The 16,363-nt window shown below is 56.7% G+C and carries 15 protein-coding genes; 10 read left to right on the top strand and 5 right to left on the bottom strand.

Going from position 1 to position 16,363, the window contains the following annotated elements; genetic code table 11:
- Nucleotides 1-3: 3 nt before the first annotated feature.
- The gene (locus tag AB5Y70_RS17240) at nt 4-3,666 is read left to right on the top strand and encodes a PilC/PilY family type IV pilus protein (protein WP_319855188.1); all 3,663 of its coding nucleotides are present in this window, start codon (nt 4-6) and stop codon (nt 3,664-3,666) included.
- The gene (gene tapY2, locus AB5Y70_RS17235; protein WP_019445572.1) at nt 3,663-3,944 is read left to right on the top strand and encodes a type IVa secretion system protein TapY2; all 282 of its coding nucleotides are present in this window, start codon (nt 3,663-3,665) and stop codon (nt 3,942-3,944) included. Before AB5Y70_RS17240 ends, tapY2 begins: the two co-directional genes overlap by 4 nt.
- Before the next feature lie 27 nt (nt 3,945-3,971).
- Here tapY2 and AB5Y70_RS17230 read toward each other — a convergent pair whose 3' ends face one another.
- Both AB5Y70_RS17230 and AB5Y70_RS17225 read right to left on the bottom strand, forming a co-directional pair.
- Nucleotides 3,972-4,499 (bottom strand): GspH/FimT family protein, encoded by a 528-nt coding sequence (locus AB5Y70_RS17230; RefSeq protein WP_109111800.1) that lies wholly within the window; start codon nt 4,497-4,499, stop codon nt 3,972-3,974.
- A 98-nt stretch (nt 4,500-4,597) separates the two neighbouring features.
- A complete protein-coding gene (locus AB5Y70_RS17225; RefSeq protein WP_069554505.1) occupies nt 4,598-5,116 on the bottom strand; it encodes a GspH/FimT family pseudopilin in 519 nt (172 codons plus the stop codon).
- 146 nt (nt 5,117-5,262) lie between these two features.
- Here AB5Y70_RS17225 and AB5Y70_RS17220 point away from each other — a divergent pair, with 146 nt between their 5' ends.
- From AB5Y70_RS17220 to luxS, 4 genes are read left to right on the top strand one after another with little or no spacing between them, the layout of a single operon-like run.
- Complete coding sequence (locus AB5Y70_RS17220; RefSeq protein WP_319855189.1) at nt 5,263-6,885, top strand: NAD+ synthase; 1,623 nt, start codon at nt 5,263-5,265, stop codon at nt 6,883-6,885.
- Nucleotides 6,886-6,894: 9 nt separating this feature from the next.
- Nucleotides 6,895-7,233: a nitrogen regulatory protein P-II gene (gene glnB, locus AB5Y70_RS17215; RefSeq protein ID WP_005308848.1), complete on the top strand. Its 339-nt coding sequence runs from the start codon at nt 6,895-6,897 to the stop codon at nt 7,231-7,233.
- A gap of 46 nt (nt 7,234-7,279) precedes the next feature.
- Nucleotides 7,280-7,882, top strand: a complete 603-nt coding sequence (locus tag AB5Y70_RS17210; RefSeq protein ID WP_041214486.1) for a transglycosylase SLT domain-containing protein — start codon at nt 7,280-7,282, stop codon at nt 7,880-7,882.
- A gap of 18 nt (nt 7,883-7,900) precedes the next feature.
- Nucleotides 7,901-8,410, top strand: coding sequence for an S-ribosylhomocysteine lyase (luxS, locus tag AB5Y70_RS17205; RefSeq protein WP_043153085.1), 510 nt, complete (start codon nt 7,901-7,903; stop codon nt 8,408-8,410).
- A 61-nt stretch (nt 8,411-8,471) separates the two neighbouring features.
- Here luxS and AB5Y70_RS17200 read toward each other — a convergent pair whose 3' ends face one another.
- On the bottom strand, nt 8,472-9,494 hold the full coding sequence (locus AB5Y70_RS17200; protein WP_010673113.1) for a GGDEF domain-containing protein: 1,023 nt from the start codon (nt 9,492-9,494) through the stop codon (nt 8,472-8,474).
- Between the two features lie 133 nt (nt 9,495-9,627).
- On the opposite strand from AB5Y70_RS17200, the gene rnr reads away from it, so the two are divergent.
- The 4 genes from rnr to AB5Y70_RS17180 all read left to right on the top strand — a co-directional run bounded on the left by rnr (nt 9,628) and on the right by AB5Y70_RS17180 (nt 13,951).
- On the top strand, nt 9,628-12,021 hold the full coding sequence (gene rnr / locus AB5Y70_RS17195; protein WP_010673114.1) for a ribonuclease R: 2,394 nt from the start codon (nt 9,628-9,630) through the stop codon (nt 12,019-12,021).
- Nucleotides 12,018-12,767, top strand: coding sequence for a 23S rRNA (guanosine(2251)-2'-O)-methyltransferase RlmB (rlmB, locus tag AB5Y70_RS17190; protein ID WP_041214488.1), 750 nt, complete (start codon nt 12,018-12,020; stop codon nt 12,765-12,767). The genes rnr and rlmB overlap by 4 nt, the downstream gene beginning before the upstream one ends.
- Before the next feature lie 7 nt (nt 12,768-12,774).
- Nucleotides 12,775-13,344, top strand: a complete 570-nt coding sequence (locus AB5Y70_RS17185) for a Crp/Fnr family transcriptional regulator (protein ID WP_010673116.1) — start codon at nt 12,775-12,777, stop codon at nt 13,342-13,344.
- A gap of 151 nt (nt 13,345-13,495) precedes the next feature.
- Nucleotides 13,496-13,951, top strand: a complete 456-nt coding sequence (locus tag AB5Y70_RS17180; RefSeq protein WP_042014879.1) for a GNAT family N-acetyltransferase — start codon at nt 13,496-13,498, stop codon at nt 13,949-13,951.
- A 188-nt stretch (nt 13,952-14,139) separates the two neighbouring features.
- On the opposite strand, the gene AB5Y70_RS17175 is transcribed toward AB5Y70_RS17180, so the two are convergent.
- Nucleotides 14,140-14,988 (bottom strand): hypothetical protein, encoded by an 849-nt coding sequence (locus AB5Y70_RS17175; RefSeq protein ID WP_042014877.1) that lies wholly within the window; start codon nt 14,986-14,988, stop codon nt 14,140-14,142.
- Nucleotides 14,989-15,088: 100 nt separating this feature from the next.
- The gene (locus tag AB5Y70_RS17170; protein ID WP_323937333.1) at nt 15,089-16,312 is read right to left on the bottom strand and encodes an Nramp family divalent metal transporter; all 1,224 of its coding nucleotides are present in this window, start codon (nt 16,310-16,312) and stop codon (nt 15,089-15,091) included.
- Nucleotides 16,313-16,363: the final 51 nt, after the last annotated feature.

Genomic DNA, 16,363 nt, shown 5'->3' with positions numbered 1-16,363 from the left:
GTAATGAACATAAGGAACTGTTTATTAACAAGCTTGCTGGTATTGTGTTGCGGAATATCAGGGACATCTTTAGCTGTAGGCACTGGCTATTCCGATGATACCGAGTTGTTTATTTATGACTTTGCCAAGGCGGGGGACTTCCGCCCTAAGGTGCTCTTTATTTTCGATAACTCGGGGAGTATGAAAAATACAACCGAAGTTGCTAAAGAGCCTTATGACTCATCGATAAGTTATCCATCATTGGCTAATGATCCAGATGTTAATAATAGTAATCGCTTCATCTATTTCTCCAGTGATGGAAAAGTTCCCACTATCAACAGTACCAAACGTTTTAGTGAGAACTTAAATGCATGTGCGACATCTAAAGGCCCTCTAAATAATGTGGGCCGATTTCAGTCACGAGTTTGGGGATATGAAATATATGATAAAAATAGAAAGGGGCGTTGGCGTTCTCTAAATGATTTTGATATTTACAGTATAATAATTGCAGATTGCCAGCAAGATATTGATGAGAAAAACGCAAACAATCAATATTCAGGTCCATATTCAACATATATTGTTGATGGTTATCCCGTTGACAAGCCAAATCGCACAACGGGAAGCTGGTTTTACACATCAAATGTAGCCAATGCTCTTGCTAGTGGTAGTTCTACCCAGATCTCATTATTTACGGCAAATTATGTCCGTTGGTATTACGGTAGTACAGGTGTGTCAACACAAACTCGATTGAAAGTTGCTCAGGATGCAGTCAAAGAACTGGTTTTGGCTACGCCAGCTGTCGATTTTGGTCTGGCTGTTTTTAACTACAATGATGGCAATGAACCAGGTAGTAGAAATGGCGGAAGAATAATCCGCAATATTGTAGGTAACGATGCCATCCTCACCTCTGGTAAAAGCGGTGCGCAGGATTTGATTGACAAGGTAAATAGTTTGAGCTCTGACACTTGGACTCCCTTATGTGAAACACTATATGAATCATATAGATACTTTGGCGGTTTGGGGGTGTACTTTGGTGACGATGATGTAAATCGTACTCCAAAGCGGGATAGCAATGCTGAAGTAACATCGGGTATATATAAAACCCCCTATGATAAATGTTCCAATAATGGTTATATCATCTATATGACAGATGGTGAACCAACCAATGATAAAGCAGCAGATTCCCTTGTCGCCAACCTGATCAGCACGTTATCTACAGAGGATAAGGTTGCTTATGGCGGCTTGGTTAGTTATGGGTCTTCTGGTGAAAAAAGCTATCTTGCTGCACTTGCCGGATATATGAAAAACAATGATGTAAACACCTCGGCTATAGGCAAACAAACAGTCACAACATTCACCGTGGGTTTTGGAGATGAAGCAATTAAGGGGGCCGGTGCATTATTGGCAGAGACCGCTCGTCGTGGTGGGGGTAAATACTATCCAGCAACCGATGCAACCCAACTTAACGAAGCATTAAAATCATCATTGCTAGCTATCTTGAAAATGAATACCTCGTTGGTCTCTCCCGCCATTGCCACTAATAACTTTGACCGTACTCGCAGTCTGAATAATATTTATTATGCAATGTTTGAGCCTGGTTCTGGTCCACGATGGAAGGGCAATCTTAAAAAGCTGGTTCTGAATCCAGATAAGGGTTATGTAGTCGATCAGAGTGGCTTACCTGCGATATCCAGTGATGGAACAATTCTTGAGTCAGCAAGAACCTATTGGTCATCCACCAGTGATGGTAACAAGGTTGCCGAGGGTGGGGTACAAGAGATGCTGGCAGCTAAAACCAATCGCAATCTTTATATTATTCCCCCTTCCACTAATACATTAACTCCCTTTAGCCAGTCTGCTCTTGAGGGTATGGCAGGCGGGGCGACGCAGCTACGCACTGTCATGAAACTTGATAGTGCTGATAGCATGGATGACCTGCTTAATTGGACCAAGGGTATTGATGCGTTTGATGAGAATCAGGATGGTGATAGAACAGATAATCGGGAGCATATTCTTGGTGACCCGTTGCATTCACGGCCATTAGTGATCAACTACGGTTGTACAAAGTCGACAGGACAGACTACATGTACACCTGACTTGCGCATTGTGATGGGAAGTAATGCCGGCTTCTTGCATATGTTTAAAGACAGCGGCACCACGGTTGATGAAAGCTGGGCCGTTATGCCCTATCAATTTATTGCCAGTCAGAAAGCGCTGCGAGAAAACCTGGATTCATCGGCTCATCTATATGGTGTAGATTCATCGCCCACTGTGCTGGTCAATGAGCAAGTCAAAGATGGTCATATCAAGTCGTCACAAGGTGACAAAGTGTGGTTATTTACCGGGTTGCGCGGTGGTGGCAAGGCCTATTATGCGTTGAATATATCCGATCCGGACTCCCCTTCGCTTATGTGGCGGTTGGATAAAAACAGCGCCGGTTTCAGCAACCTGGGTGAAACCTGGTCGATCCCCGAGGTTGCGTTTATTCCCGGTTATTACACAGAAACCAATGGTAAAAAAACCTATAAGCCAGTCCTGATATTCTCTGGAGGTTATGATCAGGCCAAGAGCTATTTGGGCCAGGGGGCTGAAGACAGTGAAGGGTTGGGTATTTATATCGTGGATGCTGAGGCCGGCACGCTGTTGTTCAGCTTTACCCCAGATGCGGCCAGTGCAACCAACAAACAAGTTGCAGGCATGGTTTATAGCATGCCTGGCTCTGTCTCCGTGCTGGATAGTGATGGAGATGGTATTTCAGACCGAATCTATGCAGGAGATACCGGTGGCCAGATCTGGCGCATCGACATGAAGGGGACAGAAAAATCCAAATGGACGGCCATCAAATTTGCCAGTTTGGGTAATGCCCATTTAAGTGAGGGTGATAAGAAACTGGCAGACGACCGTCGCTTCTTTACTCAGCCCTTATTGGTGCGCACCATCAATAAAGGTTGGAAGTATGATGGTACAAATTATCTTTACAGTGAGCGTCCATTTGATGCCGTATTGATAGGCAGTGGTGATAGAAATCGTCCTTCCTCAGAAGCGACAACCCAAAATGTGTATGTGATGCTACGTGACTACAATGTTAATCCAACCTTGTTTGGGACAACGTCTGAACCAGCGGTGCCATCAAGTATCACACTGAACGATCTCTACGATGTGACCAGTGATCCCTTTACGGGTTTGAATGAAGATCAGATTGTAAACACCACCAAGGCGTTGACCAGCAAGTTGGGATGGAAATTCTGGCTCAATGAAAGCGGTGAAAAATCAATGGGGGCTGGTTTGGTGTTGCAAGGCAAGCTTTATTTCACCTCCTTCTTACCTCAGGTACAGGACTTCCAACAATGTACGATTCAATCGATCGGTGCCATGCGCCAATATATGATTGATATGCACTATGGCACTTCGTTCAAATATGTACTGGATAGCAACAATCAGGAAGTTATTCAGCGTTACGTAGAGGTGCAAAATAAGGTTGCTGATGATCTGGTTATTCATGGTGGGGATGATGGCCGGATCAGGATTATAGGTGGTGCTCCGGGCAAGGAGGTCATCCTCAAAGATGATGGGAAGGGAGAGCCTGAGCGCTGTACCGGTGAAGGAGAATGCTCACAAGGTGCGGAAGAGGCAAAAATGGATATGTCCCCCAAGAAAATCTATCTCTATGAAGGAGAACAGGGATGAAACGCATGCTGCTCTGGTGTGTGGGCTTACCCTTGTTGGTTCATGCTCAAACGGAAGACATGAAATGTTATGTCACTCTGGAAGGTGGCGTGCAGATGGTGTTGCAGCAACCGGTTGCTGATACGAGCAAGGCAAATCTGGTCAGGGTGTTTAAACAGAAAGGTTATGAGATTGATGGGGTGGTGCATCTTGTCACAGAGGTAATCGAGTGCGTTCCTTTGGCGGCTACCTTTTCGCTGGCTGATGCAAAAAAACAAGATGAAATCCAACCCAGATAACGTTGGTTATTGAGTAGGGTAAAGGGGCTAAGAACAACTCAGCCCCTTTTTTTCGCTTCTGCTTCTGCCGGATGGGGAAACGATGATATCGACTCGGGGTGCCTGGTCGATACAAAACCGGAGTGTCATATTGGTGCCAATCGCAGTGCCATCTGGACTAAATCGCACAAATTGTCGATTGGCCGTCACGGTATGTTTTTCAAGAAAGGGTTCTGTTGCTGATAACAAGATATCGCCATTTGCAATATCGAATTGGCGATCCTGATTGGTGTCGATAAAGATAAGCATGCGCTGAGCGCCGGTTTGATTTGCGAGTACACAACCTTCTTTTGTGGAGTTTCTGACAGGCAGGGCAAGACATGCTGTGACGGGTTGCTGCTGTGTGATGGCTTGCCGTTGGCCGAAGATCAGGTGGTCCTGCAGGTTTCTTGTGTAGATGTCGCTGTCGGTAGATGTTAGCAGATTTGCCAATGACGGCAGTCCCAAGGTCAGCAGGATGGTTGTCAGGCTTGCCGATATCAAAAACTCAAGCAGGGTAAATCCATTTCGTGCCATAGCGTATGAGTCCTTGTTCAAAAGAGACTCTAAGCATAGTTATTGGATTGAAATGGATCCTTTTGTGCTCGTGTGTGTTTCGCGGTAGTTAACGCAGGTCATGGACATACAGCACCACTTGCCTGGCTATGGGCACGTCCGGCAGGCATAACTTCAATCTGAACGCCCTTTTCGCCGCTTACACAAAGTGAAAAGGTGACCTCGCTGTCAGACGTAATGGTGCCATCTGGGGTGAAGCGCAGCGCCTGTGCATCTGCAGAAATGGCCAGTTCTGCAGGAAACTCGGGACTTGCCGTCAGAGTTGTTTCGCTGCCATTGAGCTTCTGATCGCTATTAGTATCGATAAAAGCGATCTGCCGGGTCGCTCCATTTTGATTGGCAGTAACGCACTCTTCTACAGAATTATTGATAGTGGTCAGGCAGAGAGTAACCGTTTGCTGGTTAGAGATAGCCTGTTGTCTGGCATAGTTTAAGTGGTTGAGAAGGCTTTTTTCCTGTGTCGCCAAATTATTGCTGCCAAGCAGGTTAGAGAGGGAAGGAATACCAATCCCCAACAGAATGACGCCCAGCGCAATGGCTATCATCAACTCCATCAGGGTAAATCCGGCGTTTTTCATATCTGCGAAGGCCTGTCGTTCCGTGACTATCTACAGCTTATCCTTCCCGCTGGTTGCTGTCACACGGTTACGCCTGTCTTGAACTGGCAGATTGCCCCCCTTTTCTTTATCATTCCCCATCATTTTCGAATTCAAGATGCATCGCCATGGCAAAAGCCCTCTCTCTGATGCTTGCCCAGTTGAATCTGACGGTAGGCGCCATCGAAGATAACACTGACAAAGTGCTCGCTGCGGCCGCTCAGGCCGAACAGCAAGGTGCCGATCTGCTGGTTTGCTCCGAGCTGGCCCTGACCGGCTATCCACCAGAAGATCTGTTGCTGCGCGCCGACCTGATGATCCGGGTCGAAGCCGCGTTGGCTCGTGTTGTCGAATGGCAGGGCAACTGTGCCATTTTGGTGGGGCATCCCTGGCGTGAAGGAGAGGCGCTCTACAACGCGGCTTCCCTCTATGAGCAGGGCCAGCTGATTGCCCGTTACTTCAAGCAGGATTTGCCCAACTACGGGGTATTCGACGAGAAGCGCTACTTCACCGTCTCGACCGAGACTTGTGTGGTTCCCTTCCGTGGTCACAATCTGGGTCTACTCATCTGCGAAGATCTCTGGCAGCCGGGTCCGGCGCTGGCCGCCAAGGCGGCGGGGGCCGAGCTGCTGCTCACCATCAATGCCTCTCCTTATGATCAGGAAAAACCCTGGATCCGCCGCGAGCTGATGGCGGAACGCTGCGATCAGACCGGCCTGCCGCTCATCTACCTCAACCAGGTATGCGGCCAGGACGAGCTGATCTTCGACGGCTGCTCCAAAGTGTTCAACAGCCAGGGCGAGCTGACCCACAAGCTTGCTCCATTTGCCGAAGAGCTGGCGCTGGTGCGCTTTGCCGATGGTCAGCCGGTGAAGGAGCGGGAACCCGCCGCACCGCTGGAGCCGTTGGCCGAGACCTATCAGGCCCTGGTGCTGGCGGTGCGCGACTATGTCACCAAGAACGGTTTTCAGGGCGCCGTGCTGGGCCTCTCCGGTGGTATCGACTCGGCGCTGACCCTGGCCATTGCGGCCGACGCCATCGGGGCGGACAAGGTGCAGGCGGTGATGATGCCGTTCCGATACACCGCCCAGATGAGCGTGGAGGATGCCAAGGAGCAGGCCGAGCGGATGGGGGTGGAGTTCAACATCATCTCCATCGAACCCATGTTCGAAGGCTTCATGACGCAGCTGGCACCTCTGTTTGAAGGGAACGCCCGCGACACCACCGAAGAGAACCTGCAGGCCCGCTGCCGCGGTGTACTCTTGATGGCGCTGTCCAACAAGCGCCGCCGTATCGTGCTGACCACTGGCAACAAGAGCGAGATGGCCGTGGGATATGCCACGCTGTATGGCGACATGGCGGGTGGCTTTGATGTGCTCAAGGACGTCCCCAAGACCCTGGTCTTCAAGCTGTGCGAATATCGCAACAGCGTGGAGTACGTGATCCCGCAGCGGGTCATCGATCGTCCCCCGTCGGCCGAACTGGCACCTGATCAGGTGGACCAGGACAGCCTGCCCCCCTATGACATTCTGGATGCCATCCTCAAGCGCTACGTGGAAGAGGATGCGTCTGTCGCCGACATGGTGGCGGAAGGTTTCGAAGAGGCGGTGGTACGCAAGGTGATCCGTCTGGTGGATCTCAACGAATACAAGCGCCGTCAGGCCGCCGTCGGCCCCCGCATCACGGCTCGCAACTTTGGTAAGGACCGCCGCTATCCCATCACGTCCGGGTTCGGCAAACAGAACTGGTAAGGAGTCACCATGAAGAAGATTGAAGCCATCATCAAACCGTTCAAGCTGGACGATGTGCGCGAGGCCCTGGCCGAGATCGGCATCAACGGCATGACAGTGTCCGAGGTCAAGGGGTTCGGCCGCCAGAAGGGCCATACCGAGCTCTATCGCGGTGCCGAGTACATGGTCGACTTCCTGCCCAAGGTCAAGGTGGAGCTGGTGGTGCAGGACGAGGATCTCGATGCCTGCCTGGAAGCCATCCAGAACACAGCGCGTACCGGCAAGATCGGTGATGGCAAGATCTTCGTCTGCGAGGTAGAGCGCGTCATTCGTATTCGTACTGGTGAAGAGAACGAAGACGCGATCTGATGTGGTGGATGTGCCCTGTGATGAACAGCAAGAGTCTGTCGTTCTGATGTCGTTGTACCGTATCGGGGTCGTGGCGGCGTGCTTGATGGCACTCACCGCGTGCAGTACCCGGCCGCCGGCCCAGCCGGAAAACCTGTGCCAGATCTTTCGGGAGAAACCCGAATGGCACGAGGCGGCGCTCAAGATGAACGAGAAGTGGGGGACACCTGTCCAGGTAGTGATGGCCATGATGTACCAGGAGTCCTCCTTCGTGCACGATGCCCAGCCGCCGATGCAGTATTTCCTCTTCATCCCCACCGGGCGGGCCAGTTCAGCCTACGGCTATGCCCAGGTGAAAGACGAAACCTGGGCCGACTACCAGCGGGAAACCGGCAACGGCTGGAGCGATCGCGACGACTTTGCCGACGCCATCGATTTCATGGGCTGGTACACTCACAAGGCACAGCGGCTCAACGGCACGTCCAAGTGGGATGCCTATGGCCAGTATCTCAATTATCACGAAGGCTGGGGGGGCTACCGACGTGGCAGCTACCGCAGCAAGGGATGGCTGATGAAGGTCTCCCGCAAGGTGGAGGCCCGTGCCCAGCGCTACGGTGCCCAGTATCGACAATGCAAGGATCAGCTCTCCAGCGGGGGCTGGTTCTGGTAACCAAATCAGGAGTCAGAAATGCCGTTATTGGACAGTTTTACCGTCGACCATACCCGCATGGCCGCCCCGGCAGTGCGGGTGGCGAAGACCATGCAGACCCCGAACAAGGACACCATCACCGTGTTCGACCTGCGTTTCTGCGTGCCGAACGAGGAGATCCTCTCCGAGCGCGGCATCCATACTCTGGAGCATCTGTTTGCCGGCTTCATGCGTGACCATCTCAATGGGAATGGGGTGGAGATCATCGACATCTCTCCCATGGGCTGCCGCACCGGCTTCTACATGAGCCTGATCGGTGCGCCGGATGAAGCCCGTGTTGGCGCTGCCTGGCAGGCCGCCATGAGCGACGTGCTGACCGTGCAGGAGCAGAGCAAGATCCCTGAGCTGAACGAATACCAGTGCGGTACTTACAGCATGCACTCGCTGGAAGAGGCCCATGCCATCGCCCGCCATGTGCTGGAGCGCGGTATCGGTGTCAACCACAATGACGAGCTGGCCCTGCCGGAAGAGAAGCTGAAAAGCCTCTGATCCCGATAAGGAAAGCATGAAAAAGGCCGGTCAATGACCGGCCTTTTTGCATCTGGTGGGATCAGGAGGGCAGTGGCATCACCCGATTGCGTCCCAGCTCCTTGGCCTTGTAGAGCAGCTTGTCGGTACGCTCGATCAGGGTGTCTGCCGTCTCCTGAGGGATGTATTCCCCCACGCCGAACGAGGCGGTGATGTGATCGATGCGTCGCCCGGATTTGCGATCCAGAATTGACATCCGCTCGATGACGCGACGCAGGCTCTCGGCCATCTGGCGGGTCAGCGCCAGGGCGCGGTTTGGCACCAAGAGGGCAAACTCCTCACCCCCCAGGCGATAGGCGGTTATGCCCTCCTTGCTGGCCTCTCGCAGTCGCTTGCCGACGATGCGCAGCACCTGGTCCCCCAGCAGATGTCCGTATTCGTCGTTGAAGTTCTTGAAGCGATCGATATCGGTCAGGATCAGGGAGAAGGGCTGCTTGCTGCGGATGAGGCTGTCCATCTCGAGATCGAAGGCGCGTCGATTGAGCAGAGACGTGAGCGGGTCCTCGGTGGCCAGCTTCCTCGTCTCGTTCAGGGCCTGTTTCAGCTCCTTTATCTCTTTCTCGGCGCTGCTGAGCTGGTTGCGAAAGTGGAGGGTGGACATGCGTACGTCACGCGACTCGCGCACGAGATCCCGCAGGATCCCCATGGTGTCTTCCAGGCTGAGCCCCTCGTCGTCTATCTTGCTCAGCTTGTCGAAACTCTTGTCGAGCATCTCCTGAAACAGCCCGGTATCGGAGATGGCATCCTGCATCGAGTGACTCAGCTCGCTGGCCATTGCCGCCAGGTTGAGTTTCATCGCCTCGATCTGCTGCTCGTCCTGGGCTGCAAGGTGCTGGTGGTAGAGACGCTCACAGGTGGTCAGGGAGAAGGTCCCCTGTTGTTTTATCGCCTGATCGACGGCATGGTTGAGTTCGGGCATGTCGCCGGAGACATAGCTGTACCAAAGGTGATAGTTGTTCGGCGTGGTGGGAATTTGATACTTGATCATCAGGGGAACCGCCTGTTTCAAATAGGCGGCAGATTGGGCGAACGAGTCCTTGCTCATGAGTTCCGAGTCTCACATACCTGCAAACTGTGTCCAGTATGACAGAGAGAATGGCCAAAAGGCAGTCGATGGATGCCATTAGCTCCCCCCTCCGATATAATGTCTGCGTTATTACCTACCCTAAGGCCTGCTTATGTCTCAAAAAGATCCTTTCCTCCAACGCGAGGCCGAAAAATACGAAAACCCCATCGCCAGTCGCGAGATGCTGCTGGAGCTCATCAAGGGCCATGAAAAACCCATGTCCCGGGAAGAGCTGGCCAAGGTCCTCAAGCTGACCGATGAAGAGCCGTTGGAAGCCTTGCGACGTCGTCTGCGCGCCATGGAGCGCGACGGGCAGCTCGTGTTCACCCGCAACCAATGTTACGCCCTGCCGGATCGCCTGAATCTGGTCAAAGGCTATGTGCTTGGCCACAAAGATGGATTCGGTTTTCTGCGCCCCGAGGGTGGTGGAGCGGATCTCTTCCTGAACAACCGTGAGATGCAGCGCCTGATGCATGGCGACTATGCCCTGGTGCAGCCGACCGAGATCGATCGCAAGGGTCGTCAGGAAGCGCGTCTGGTGCGCCTGCTCAAATCCCGCGAGGCGGACATCGTCGGTCGTTACTTCGTCGAGAACGGCGTCGGTTTCGTGGTACCCGATGACAGCCGCATCGGCCAGGACATCATCATCCCGGAAGGGGAGAACAAGGGAGCTCGCCAGAGCCAGGTCGTGGTCGTGCGCATCAACCAGCGCGCCACTGCCCGCTTCAATGCGGTCGGCACCGTCTTGGAAGTCCTGGGTGAGAACATGGCGCCCGGCATGGAGATCGAGATCGCCCTGCGTACCCACGGCATTCCGCACACCTGGCCGGAAGAGGTGACCAAGGAGGTCGCCGGTCTCGGCGAGCAGGTGCCGGAGAAGGCCAAAGAGGGTCGCATCGATCTGCGCGCCCTGCCGTTGGTGACCATCGACGGGGAAGACGCCCGCGACTTTGATGACGCCGTCTTCTGTGAAGCCAAGCGCGGTGGTGGCTGGCGCCTGTGGGTCGCCATCGCGGACGTTTCGGCTTATGTGAAACCGGGCACGGCCCTCGACACCGAAGCCTATCAGCGCGGCAACTCGGTCTACTTCCCCGAGTTCGTGGTGCCCATGCTGCCGGAGGTGCTCTCCAACGGTCTGTGTTCCCTGAACCCGCAGGTCGACCGGCTCTGCATGGTGTGCGAGATGACCATCTCCGCCGCCGGCCGCATGTCCGGCTACAAGTTCTACGAAGCGGTAATGAACTCCCACGCTCGCCTGACCTACACCAAGGTAGCGGCGATCCTGGACGGGGATCCCAAGCTGCGTCAGCAGTATGATCCGCTGGTGGGCCACATCGAGGAGCTGAGCAACCTCTACAAGGCGCTCAAGCATGCCCGTCATCAACGCGGTGCGGTGGAGTTCGAGAGCGAGGAGACCCGCTTCATCTTCAACGCCCAGCGCAAGATCGACCGTATCGTACCGCTGGTGCGCAATGACGCCCACAAGATCATCGAAGAGTGCATGATCCAGGCGAACGTGGCAGCCGCCCGCTACATCGAGAAGAACGAGGCCGCCGCCCTGTTCCGGGTGCACGACCGCCCGGGCGAGGAGCGTCTGACCGGCTTCCGCGACTTCCTGGCCGAACTGGGTCTGGAGCTCAAGGGGGGCCTGGAGCCCGAGCCGAAGGACTTTGCCGACCTGGCCGCCAAATTCGAAGGGCGCCCGGATGCGGAACTGCTCTCCACCATGCTGCTGCGCTCCATGCGTCAGGCCATCTATCAGGCCGACAACATCGGTCACTTCGGCTTGGCCCTGAAGTCCTACGCTCACTTCACCTCGCCAATCCGTCGTTACCCGGATCTCATCCTGCACCGGGCGATCAAGTACCAGACCGCCAAGGAGCAGCAGGGCAACCTGCGCCACAAGTGGACGCCGAGCGGTGGCTACCACTACCAGCTGGAAGAAGTGGACCCGATGGGCGAGCACTGCTCCATGACGGAGCGCCGTGCCGATGATGCCACCCGCGACGTGGCAGACTGGCTCAAGTGCGAGTACATGCTGGATCACGTGGGTGACGAGTTTGACGGCGTCATCGCCAGCGTCACCGGTTTTGGCTTCTTCGTGCGTCTGGCGGAGATCCACATCGACGGTCTGGTGCACGTCAGCACCCTCACCAACGACTACTACCAGTTCGACCCGCTGCACCAGCAGCTGATCGGCGAGAACTTCCGCCGCCGCTACCGTCTGGGTGACAAGGTGCGGGTCAAGGTGATGGGCGTGAACCTGGACGATCGCAAGATCGACTTCGTGATGGTGGAAGAGCCCCTCAAGGCCACCGGCAAGAACGCCAAGGAGATGGCGCGCAAGCAGGCCGAGATCAAGAAAGAGAAGGCCAAGAGCGCCCAGCGCCACGAGAAACGCAAAGAGGGCAAGGAGAGCGGTAAATCCGACAAGGGTGGCCGTGCCAAGCCCAGCAACAGACGACCGAGCAAAAAGGCTCGCGACAAGGCCAAGAGCACTAAATGAGTACTGAACTGATCTACGGCATTCACGCCGTCTCCGCGCTGCTGGAGCGCACCCCCGAGCGCTTCATCGAGGTGTGGGCTCTCAAGGGCCGCGATGACGAGCGGCTGCATCCCCTGCTGGCCGAGCTGGAATCCCTCGGTATCAGGGTGCAGAGCGTGAACCGCAAGACGCTGGATGACAAGGCGGAAGGCAACAATCACCAGGGCATCATGGCCAAGGTGATTGAAGCGCCCAAGCTGGCCGAGCACGACCTGGCCAGCCTGCTGGACGGTCTGGCGGCGCAAGAGACAGCGCCCTTCCTGCTGGTACTGGATGGGGTGACCGACCCGCACAATCTCGGCGCCTGTCTGCGCAGTGCCGATGCGGCCGGGGTACATGCGGTGATCGTGCCGCGGGACAAGGCCACAGGCCTCACGTCCGTGGTGCGCAAGGTCGCCTGTGGCGCCGCCGAAGTGGTGCCGCTCATCCAGGTCACCAACCTGGCCCGCAGCCTGCGCGAGCTGCAGGAGCGCGGCGTCTGGATCGTGGGTACCGCCGGCGAGGCGGATCACGATCTCTATCAGGCCAAACTCACCGGCCCCATGGCGCTGGTGATGGGGGCCGAAGGCAAGGGGATGCGCCGCCTGACCCGCGAACATTGCGACGAGCTGGTGAGCATCCCGATGGCGGGGGCAGTATCCAGCCTCAACGTCTCGGTGGCGAGCGGTGTCTGCCTGTTCGAAGCCGTGCGCCAGCGCCGCGTCTGACAAGACGATGACCGACAGACCCCCCTTTGTCTGGGAACGGGTTGCAGATGAGCAGGAGGCCGAGCGCCTCCTCTCTTTTGTCCGCTCCCTGACCTTGCCCCCTCGCACCTGCCTCTGGCATGCCGGCGACAGTCCGGCGCTGCTGGTCAGAGTGGAGGAGGGGTTGCTGCGGGCCAAGGTGGTGCTGGCGGATGGCCGCGAGTACATCAAGGAGTTCTATTGGGAGGGGGACGAGTTTATCGACTTCCACCACCTGCTCAGTGGTGAGCCCGCCCGCTACAGCGTGGAGGCGCTGGAGCCTTGCCGGCTGCAGCTTCTTCCGCTGGCGGATCTGCGCCGACTCCCTTGCTGGCCCGCCTGGTATCACCATCTCCTTGAAGTGCAACTGCGCATCAAGGAGGAGAAAGAGCTGTTGCTGCTGACCGGGGGCCCAGAGGCGCGCTATCAGCATTTTCTGCGAAGCTTCCCCGCGCTGGATGCCAGGGTTCCGGATCACCAGATTGCCGCCTATCTGGGGATCACCCCCATCAGCCTGAGCCGCATCCGCAGGCGGTTGAAAACGCGCGATCAGGGTTGAGCCAGAAGGGATTGCCGATGAACCTGGGCAGAGATCGGCTCTTTGTCGGCCATGTCCGCATTGGATGAGAAGGGGGGCAACTTAACCAAGGTTAATGCCCCTCGTCGGGAGCAAGATTATGCTGTCAGACCCCATTAAACAGGAGTCATTCATGAACTGGAGTATGAAATCCTGGTCCGAGCTGACCACTGATGAATTGTATGAGCTGCTTGCCCTGCGCGCCGAGGTGTTCGTGGTGGAGCAGACCTGCCCTTTCCAGGATCTGGACGGGCTCGATCGCCGCGAAGGGGTCTGGCACCTGCTCGGCTATCAGGGCGATCTGCTGGCCGCCTATGCCCGCATCATGGCACCCGGCATTGGTGATGGCAGCGGCGCCGCCATCGGCCGCGTGGTTACCTCTCCCACGTCGCGGGGGGGCGGACTGGGTCACCGCCTGCTGGTGCAAGCGGTCAGAGAGTGCGAGGCACGCTGGCCTGCACACAGTATCTGGCTCGGTGCACAGGCCCACCTGCAAGGTTTTTACGGCCAGCATGGTTTCGTGGCCGAAGGGGAAGGGTATCTGGAAGATGACATCCCTCACATGGGGATGCGAAGGGAGCCTGCCTGACATCGTCAGGTGCCAGGAAAGGGGCAAGTGGCCCCTCATCCGTGGTGCATCGCATGGTTTTTTTGCTACCCCGTGGCCATGTGGTCGTCAGCCCGGGGTGAGATACCGCCGCGCTGATCTGCCTGCGGTCTCTCTGTCGGGACACCGCCCCGGTCAGGGCGGTGCGGCATCAGGAAGGCTGTGGTGGTTCAGGGAGTGACCCGGGTGGTGAGGGTAAATCCCTCTTCACTGGAGGCCAGCGTCACCTGAACCTGGCCCAACTCGGTCAGAGTGCTTACATGGGTGCCGCCACAGGGAATGGTGATCTCCCGACCGTCCACCATGCCATGCCAGTAGCGGGAATCGATGATGGCATCACCGGCCCGGCTGCGGCGGATCTCGCCTCCCTCTTTGAGCCAGCGCATCAGCTGCTCGTTGACCTGGAGCGCTATCCTGTCGAGGTCGGCCAGCAATGCCTCGCTGTTGATTCCCTTTTTCCGAAGGCTCTTGCCGATCCGGTACTGCTCCTTTGATCCTCTGGGCTCGACCCGGGAGTGCTGGATGGCGAGGCGATCGAAATCCGGCTGCCCGAGAGCGTCCAGCTCGCTTGTCTCCTTTCGCCAATAGGGCGTGAGCGCCCGATTGAGGGCCAGTGCCACCAGGTGGCAGGCGCTGTGGCCCAGGCTCAGGGCATGGCGAGCCTCGGCATCCACTGTCAGTTCCACAGGCGAGCCAATGGCAAGGTGATGGGAACCGGCGAGGGGATGCACCACCACGAAAGCCCACCCATCCGCCCCCCGCTTGACCGGAATCTCCGTATCCACGAACAGCTCGCCCTCGGGACTGATGGCGCCCATGCGGCAGGGGCCCACGGCCGCTTCCCCCTCTTCCCAGCGCACTGTGCCCACGTCACCGGGTTGATCGGGCCAGAGGTGGCTCTGGGGATGAAAGGGGGTGAGGTCGGTGACCAGCAGGGTCGGATCCCCCTGTTTGCAACAGACGACGCTGGCCTGTTCCTGATGGTGGCCCAGTACGAAGCTGGCTCGGGTATGTTCCATGGCAGGGCTCCCGCAACGAGATGATGAGAAGGGAAAGGAGCAGCATACGCGAAAGTGCGAAGAGGCTCATCAACCCGGGTCAATGAGCCTCAAGATGGCGTTAGAGGGTGGTGATCAGCAGATAGGCATTGAGGCCGATCACCAGGGCGACGATGAGGCGCCCCACGGCCTGGGTGACGGGGTGATTGCGATGTGCCCCCATCAGGGCGCGATCACCGGTCAGGATCAGCAGCGGAATGAGAGCGAGGGCGATGCCGAAGCTCAGCACTACCTGGCTCAACACCAGGATTTCAGTGGTGTTGAGGCCCATGGCGATCACCACGAAGGCGGGGGCCATGGTGATGGCTCGGCGCAGCCAGAGCGGAATGGTGAAGCGCACGAAGCCCTGCATCACCACTTGTCCCGCCAGCGTTCCCACCACGGTGGAGGAGATGCCGGAGGCGACCAGGGAGAGGCCGAACAGGGTGGCGGCTGCCGGGCCCAGCAGGGGCGTGAGGGTCTGGTAGGCCGTTTCCAGCTCGGCCACCTGCTGATTGCCGGAGCTGTGGAAGGCGGCAGCCGCCATGGCCATCATGGCCAGGTTGACGAAGCCGGCGATGGTCATGGCGATGGCCACGTCGACCCGGGTGCTGTGCAGCCGCTGGGTCACCGTGCCCTGCTCCTGGGTATGCTGGGTCAGGGCCGAGTGCAGGTAGATGACATGGGGCATCACGGTGGCACCAAGCACGCCGGCAGCAAGATAGACAGCATCACCATTGGGGAGACCGGGGAAGAGTGCCCCTTCCAGCAGACTCGGCAGATGGGGGCGCGAGAACACCAGCTCGACGATGTAGGCGGCGGCCACGAACAGCAGCAGGCCCCCCACCACGAACTCCAGCGGCTTCTGGCCGCGGGATTGCAACATCAGGATCCCCCAGGTGACCACCGCGGTGATGCAGGCACCTTCCAGCAGGGTGATGCCGAGCAGCAGCTTGAAGCCGACCGCAGCGCCGATGAACTCGGCGAGATCGGTGGCCATGGCGATGATCTCCGCCTGTACCCAGTAGGCCCAGACCGCCGGCTTGGGCAGCCGGTCGCGAATGTGCTCCGCCAGGTTCTTGCCGGTGACGATGCCGAGCTTGGCCGAGAGGGTCTGCACCAGCATGGCCATCAGATTGGCCCACACCACTACCCACAGCAGTTGATAGCCGAAGGTGGAGCCGGCTTGGATATTGGTCGCAAAATTGCCCGGGTCGATATAACCGATGGCGGCGATGAAGGCGGGGCCGAGCAGGGTCAGCTTGAATTTGCGGGCCGGGATGGCCGTGGTGAGCGCAGGTTGCATACTGTCATCCTCCGTGGGGATATGAGGAGAGTATGGATCTAAATGATAATT

Source organism: Aeromonas sp. s1(2024) (assembly GCF_040908005.1).
Lineage (GTDB): Bacteria > Pseudomonadota > Gammaproteobacteria > Enterobacterales > Aeromonadaceae > Aeromonas > Aeromonas caviae.
Note: the sequence above shows the minus strand (reverse complement) of the source record. Positions and strands in the feature narration are given on the sequence as shown.

Bases quoted from the DNA above. Each gene is read 5' to 3' on its own strand.
- AB5Y70_RS17240 (WP_319855188.1), top strand. From the start codon at position 4: ATGAACATAAGGAACTGTTTATTAACAAGCTTGCTGGTATTGTGTTGC.
- tapY2 (WP_019445572.1), top strand. From the start codon at position 3,663: ATGAAACGCATGCTGCTCTGGTGTGTGGGCTTACCCTTGTTGGTTCAT.
- AB5Y70_RS17230 (WP_109111800.1), bottom strand. From the start codon at position 4,499: ATGGCACGAAATGGATTTACCCTGCTTGAGTTTTTGATATCGGCAAGC.
- AB5Y70_RS17225 (WP_069554505.1), bottom strand. From the start codon at position 5,116: ATGAAAAACGCCGGATTTACCCTGATGGAGTTGATGATAGCCATTGCG.
- AB5Y70_RS17220 (WP_319855189.1), top strand. From the start codon at position 5,263: ATGGCAAAAGCCCTCTCTCTGATGCTTGCCCAGTTGAATCTGACGGTA.
- glnB (WP_005308848.1), top strand. From the start codon at position 6,895: ATGAAGAAGATTGAAGCCATCATCAAACCGTTCAAGCTGGACGATGTG.
- AB5Y70_RS17210 (WP_041214486.1), top strand. From the start codon at position 7,280: ATGTCGTTGTACCGTATCGGGGTCGTGGCGGCGTGCTTGATGGCACTC.
- luxS (WP_043153085.1), top strand. From the start codon at position 7,901: ATGCCGTTATTGGACAGTTTTACCGTCGACCATACCCGCATGGCCGCC.
- AB5Y70_RS17200 (WP_010673113.1), bottom strand. From the start codon at position 9,494: ATGAGCAAGGACTCGTTCGCCCAATCTGCCGCCTATTTGAAACAGGCG.
- rnr (WP_010673114.1), top strand. From the start codon at position 9,628: ATGTCTCAAAAAGATCCTTTCCTCCAACGCGAGGCCGAAAAATACGAA.
- rlmB (WP_041214488.1), top strand. From the start codon at position 12,018: ATGAGTACTGAACTGATCTACGGCATTCACGCCGTCTCCGCGCTGCTG.
- AB5Y70_RS17185 (WP_010673116.1), top strand. From the start codon at position 12,775: ATGACCGACAGACCCCCCTTTGTCTGGGAACGGGTTGCAGATGAGCAG.
- AB5Y70_RS17180 (WP_042014879.1), top strand. From the start codon at position 13,496: ATGAACTGGAGTATGAAATCCTGGTCCGAGCTGACCACTGATGAATTG.
- AB5Y70_RS17175 (WP_042014877.1), bottom strand. From the start codon at position 14,988: ATGGAACATACCCGAGCCAGCTTCGTACTGGGCCACCATCAGGAACAG.
- AB5Y70_RS17170 (WP_323937333.1), bottom strand. From the start codon at position 16,312: ATGCAACCTGCGCTCACCACGGCCATCCCGGCCCGCAAATTCAAGCTG.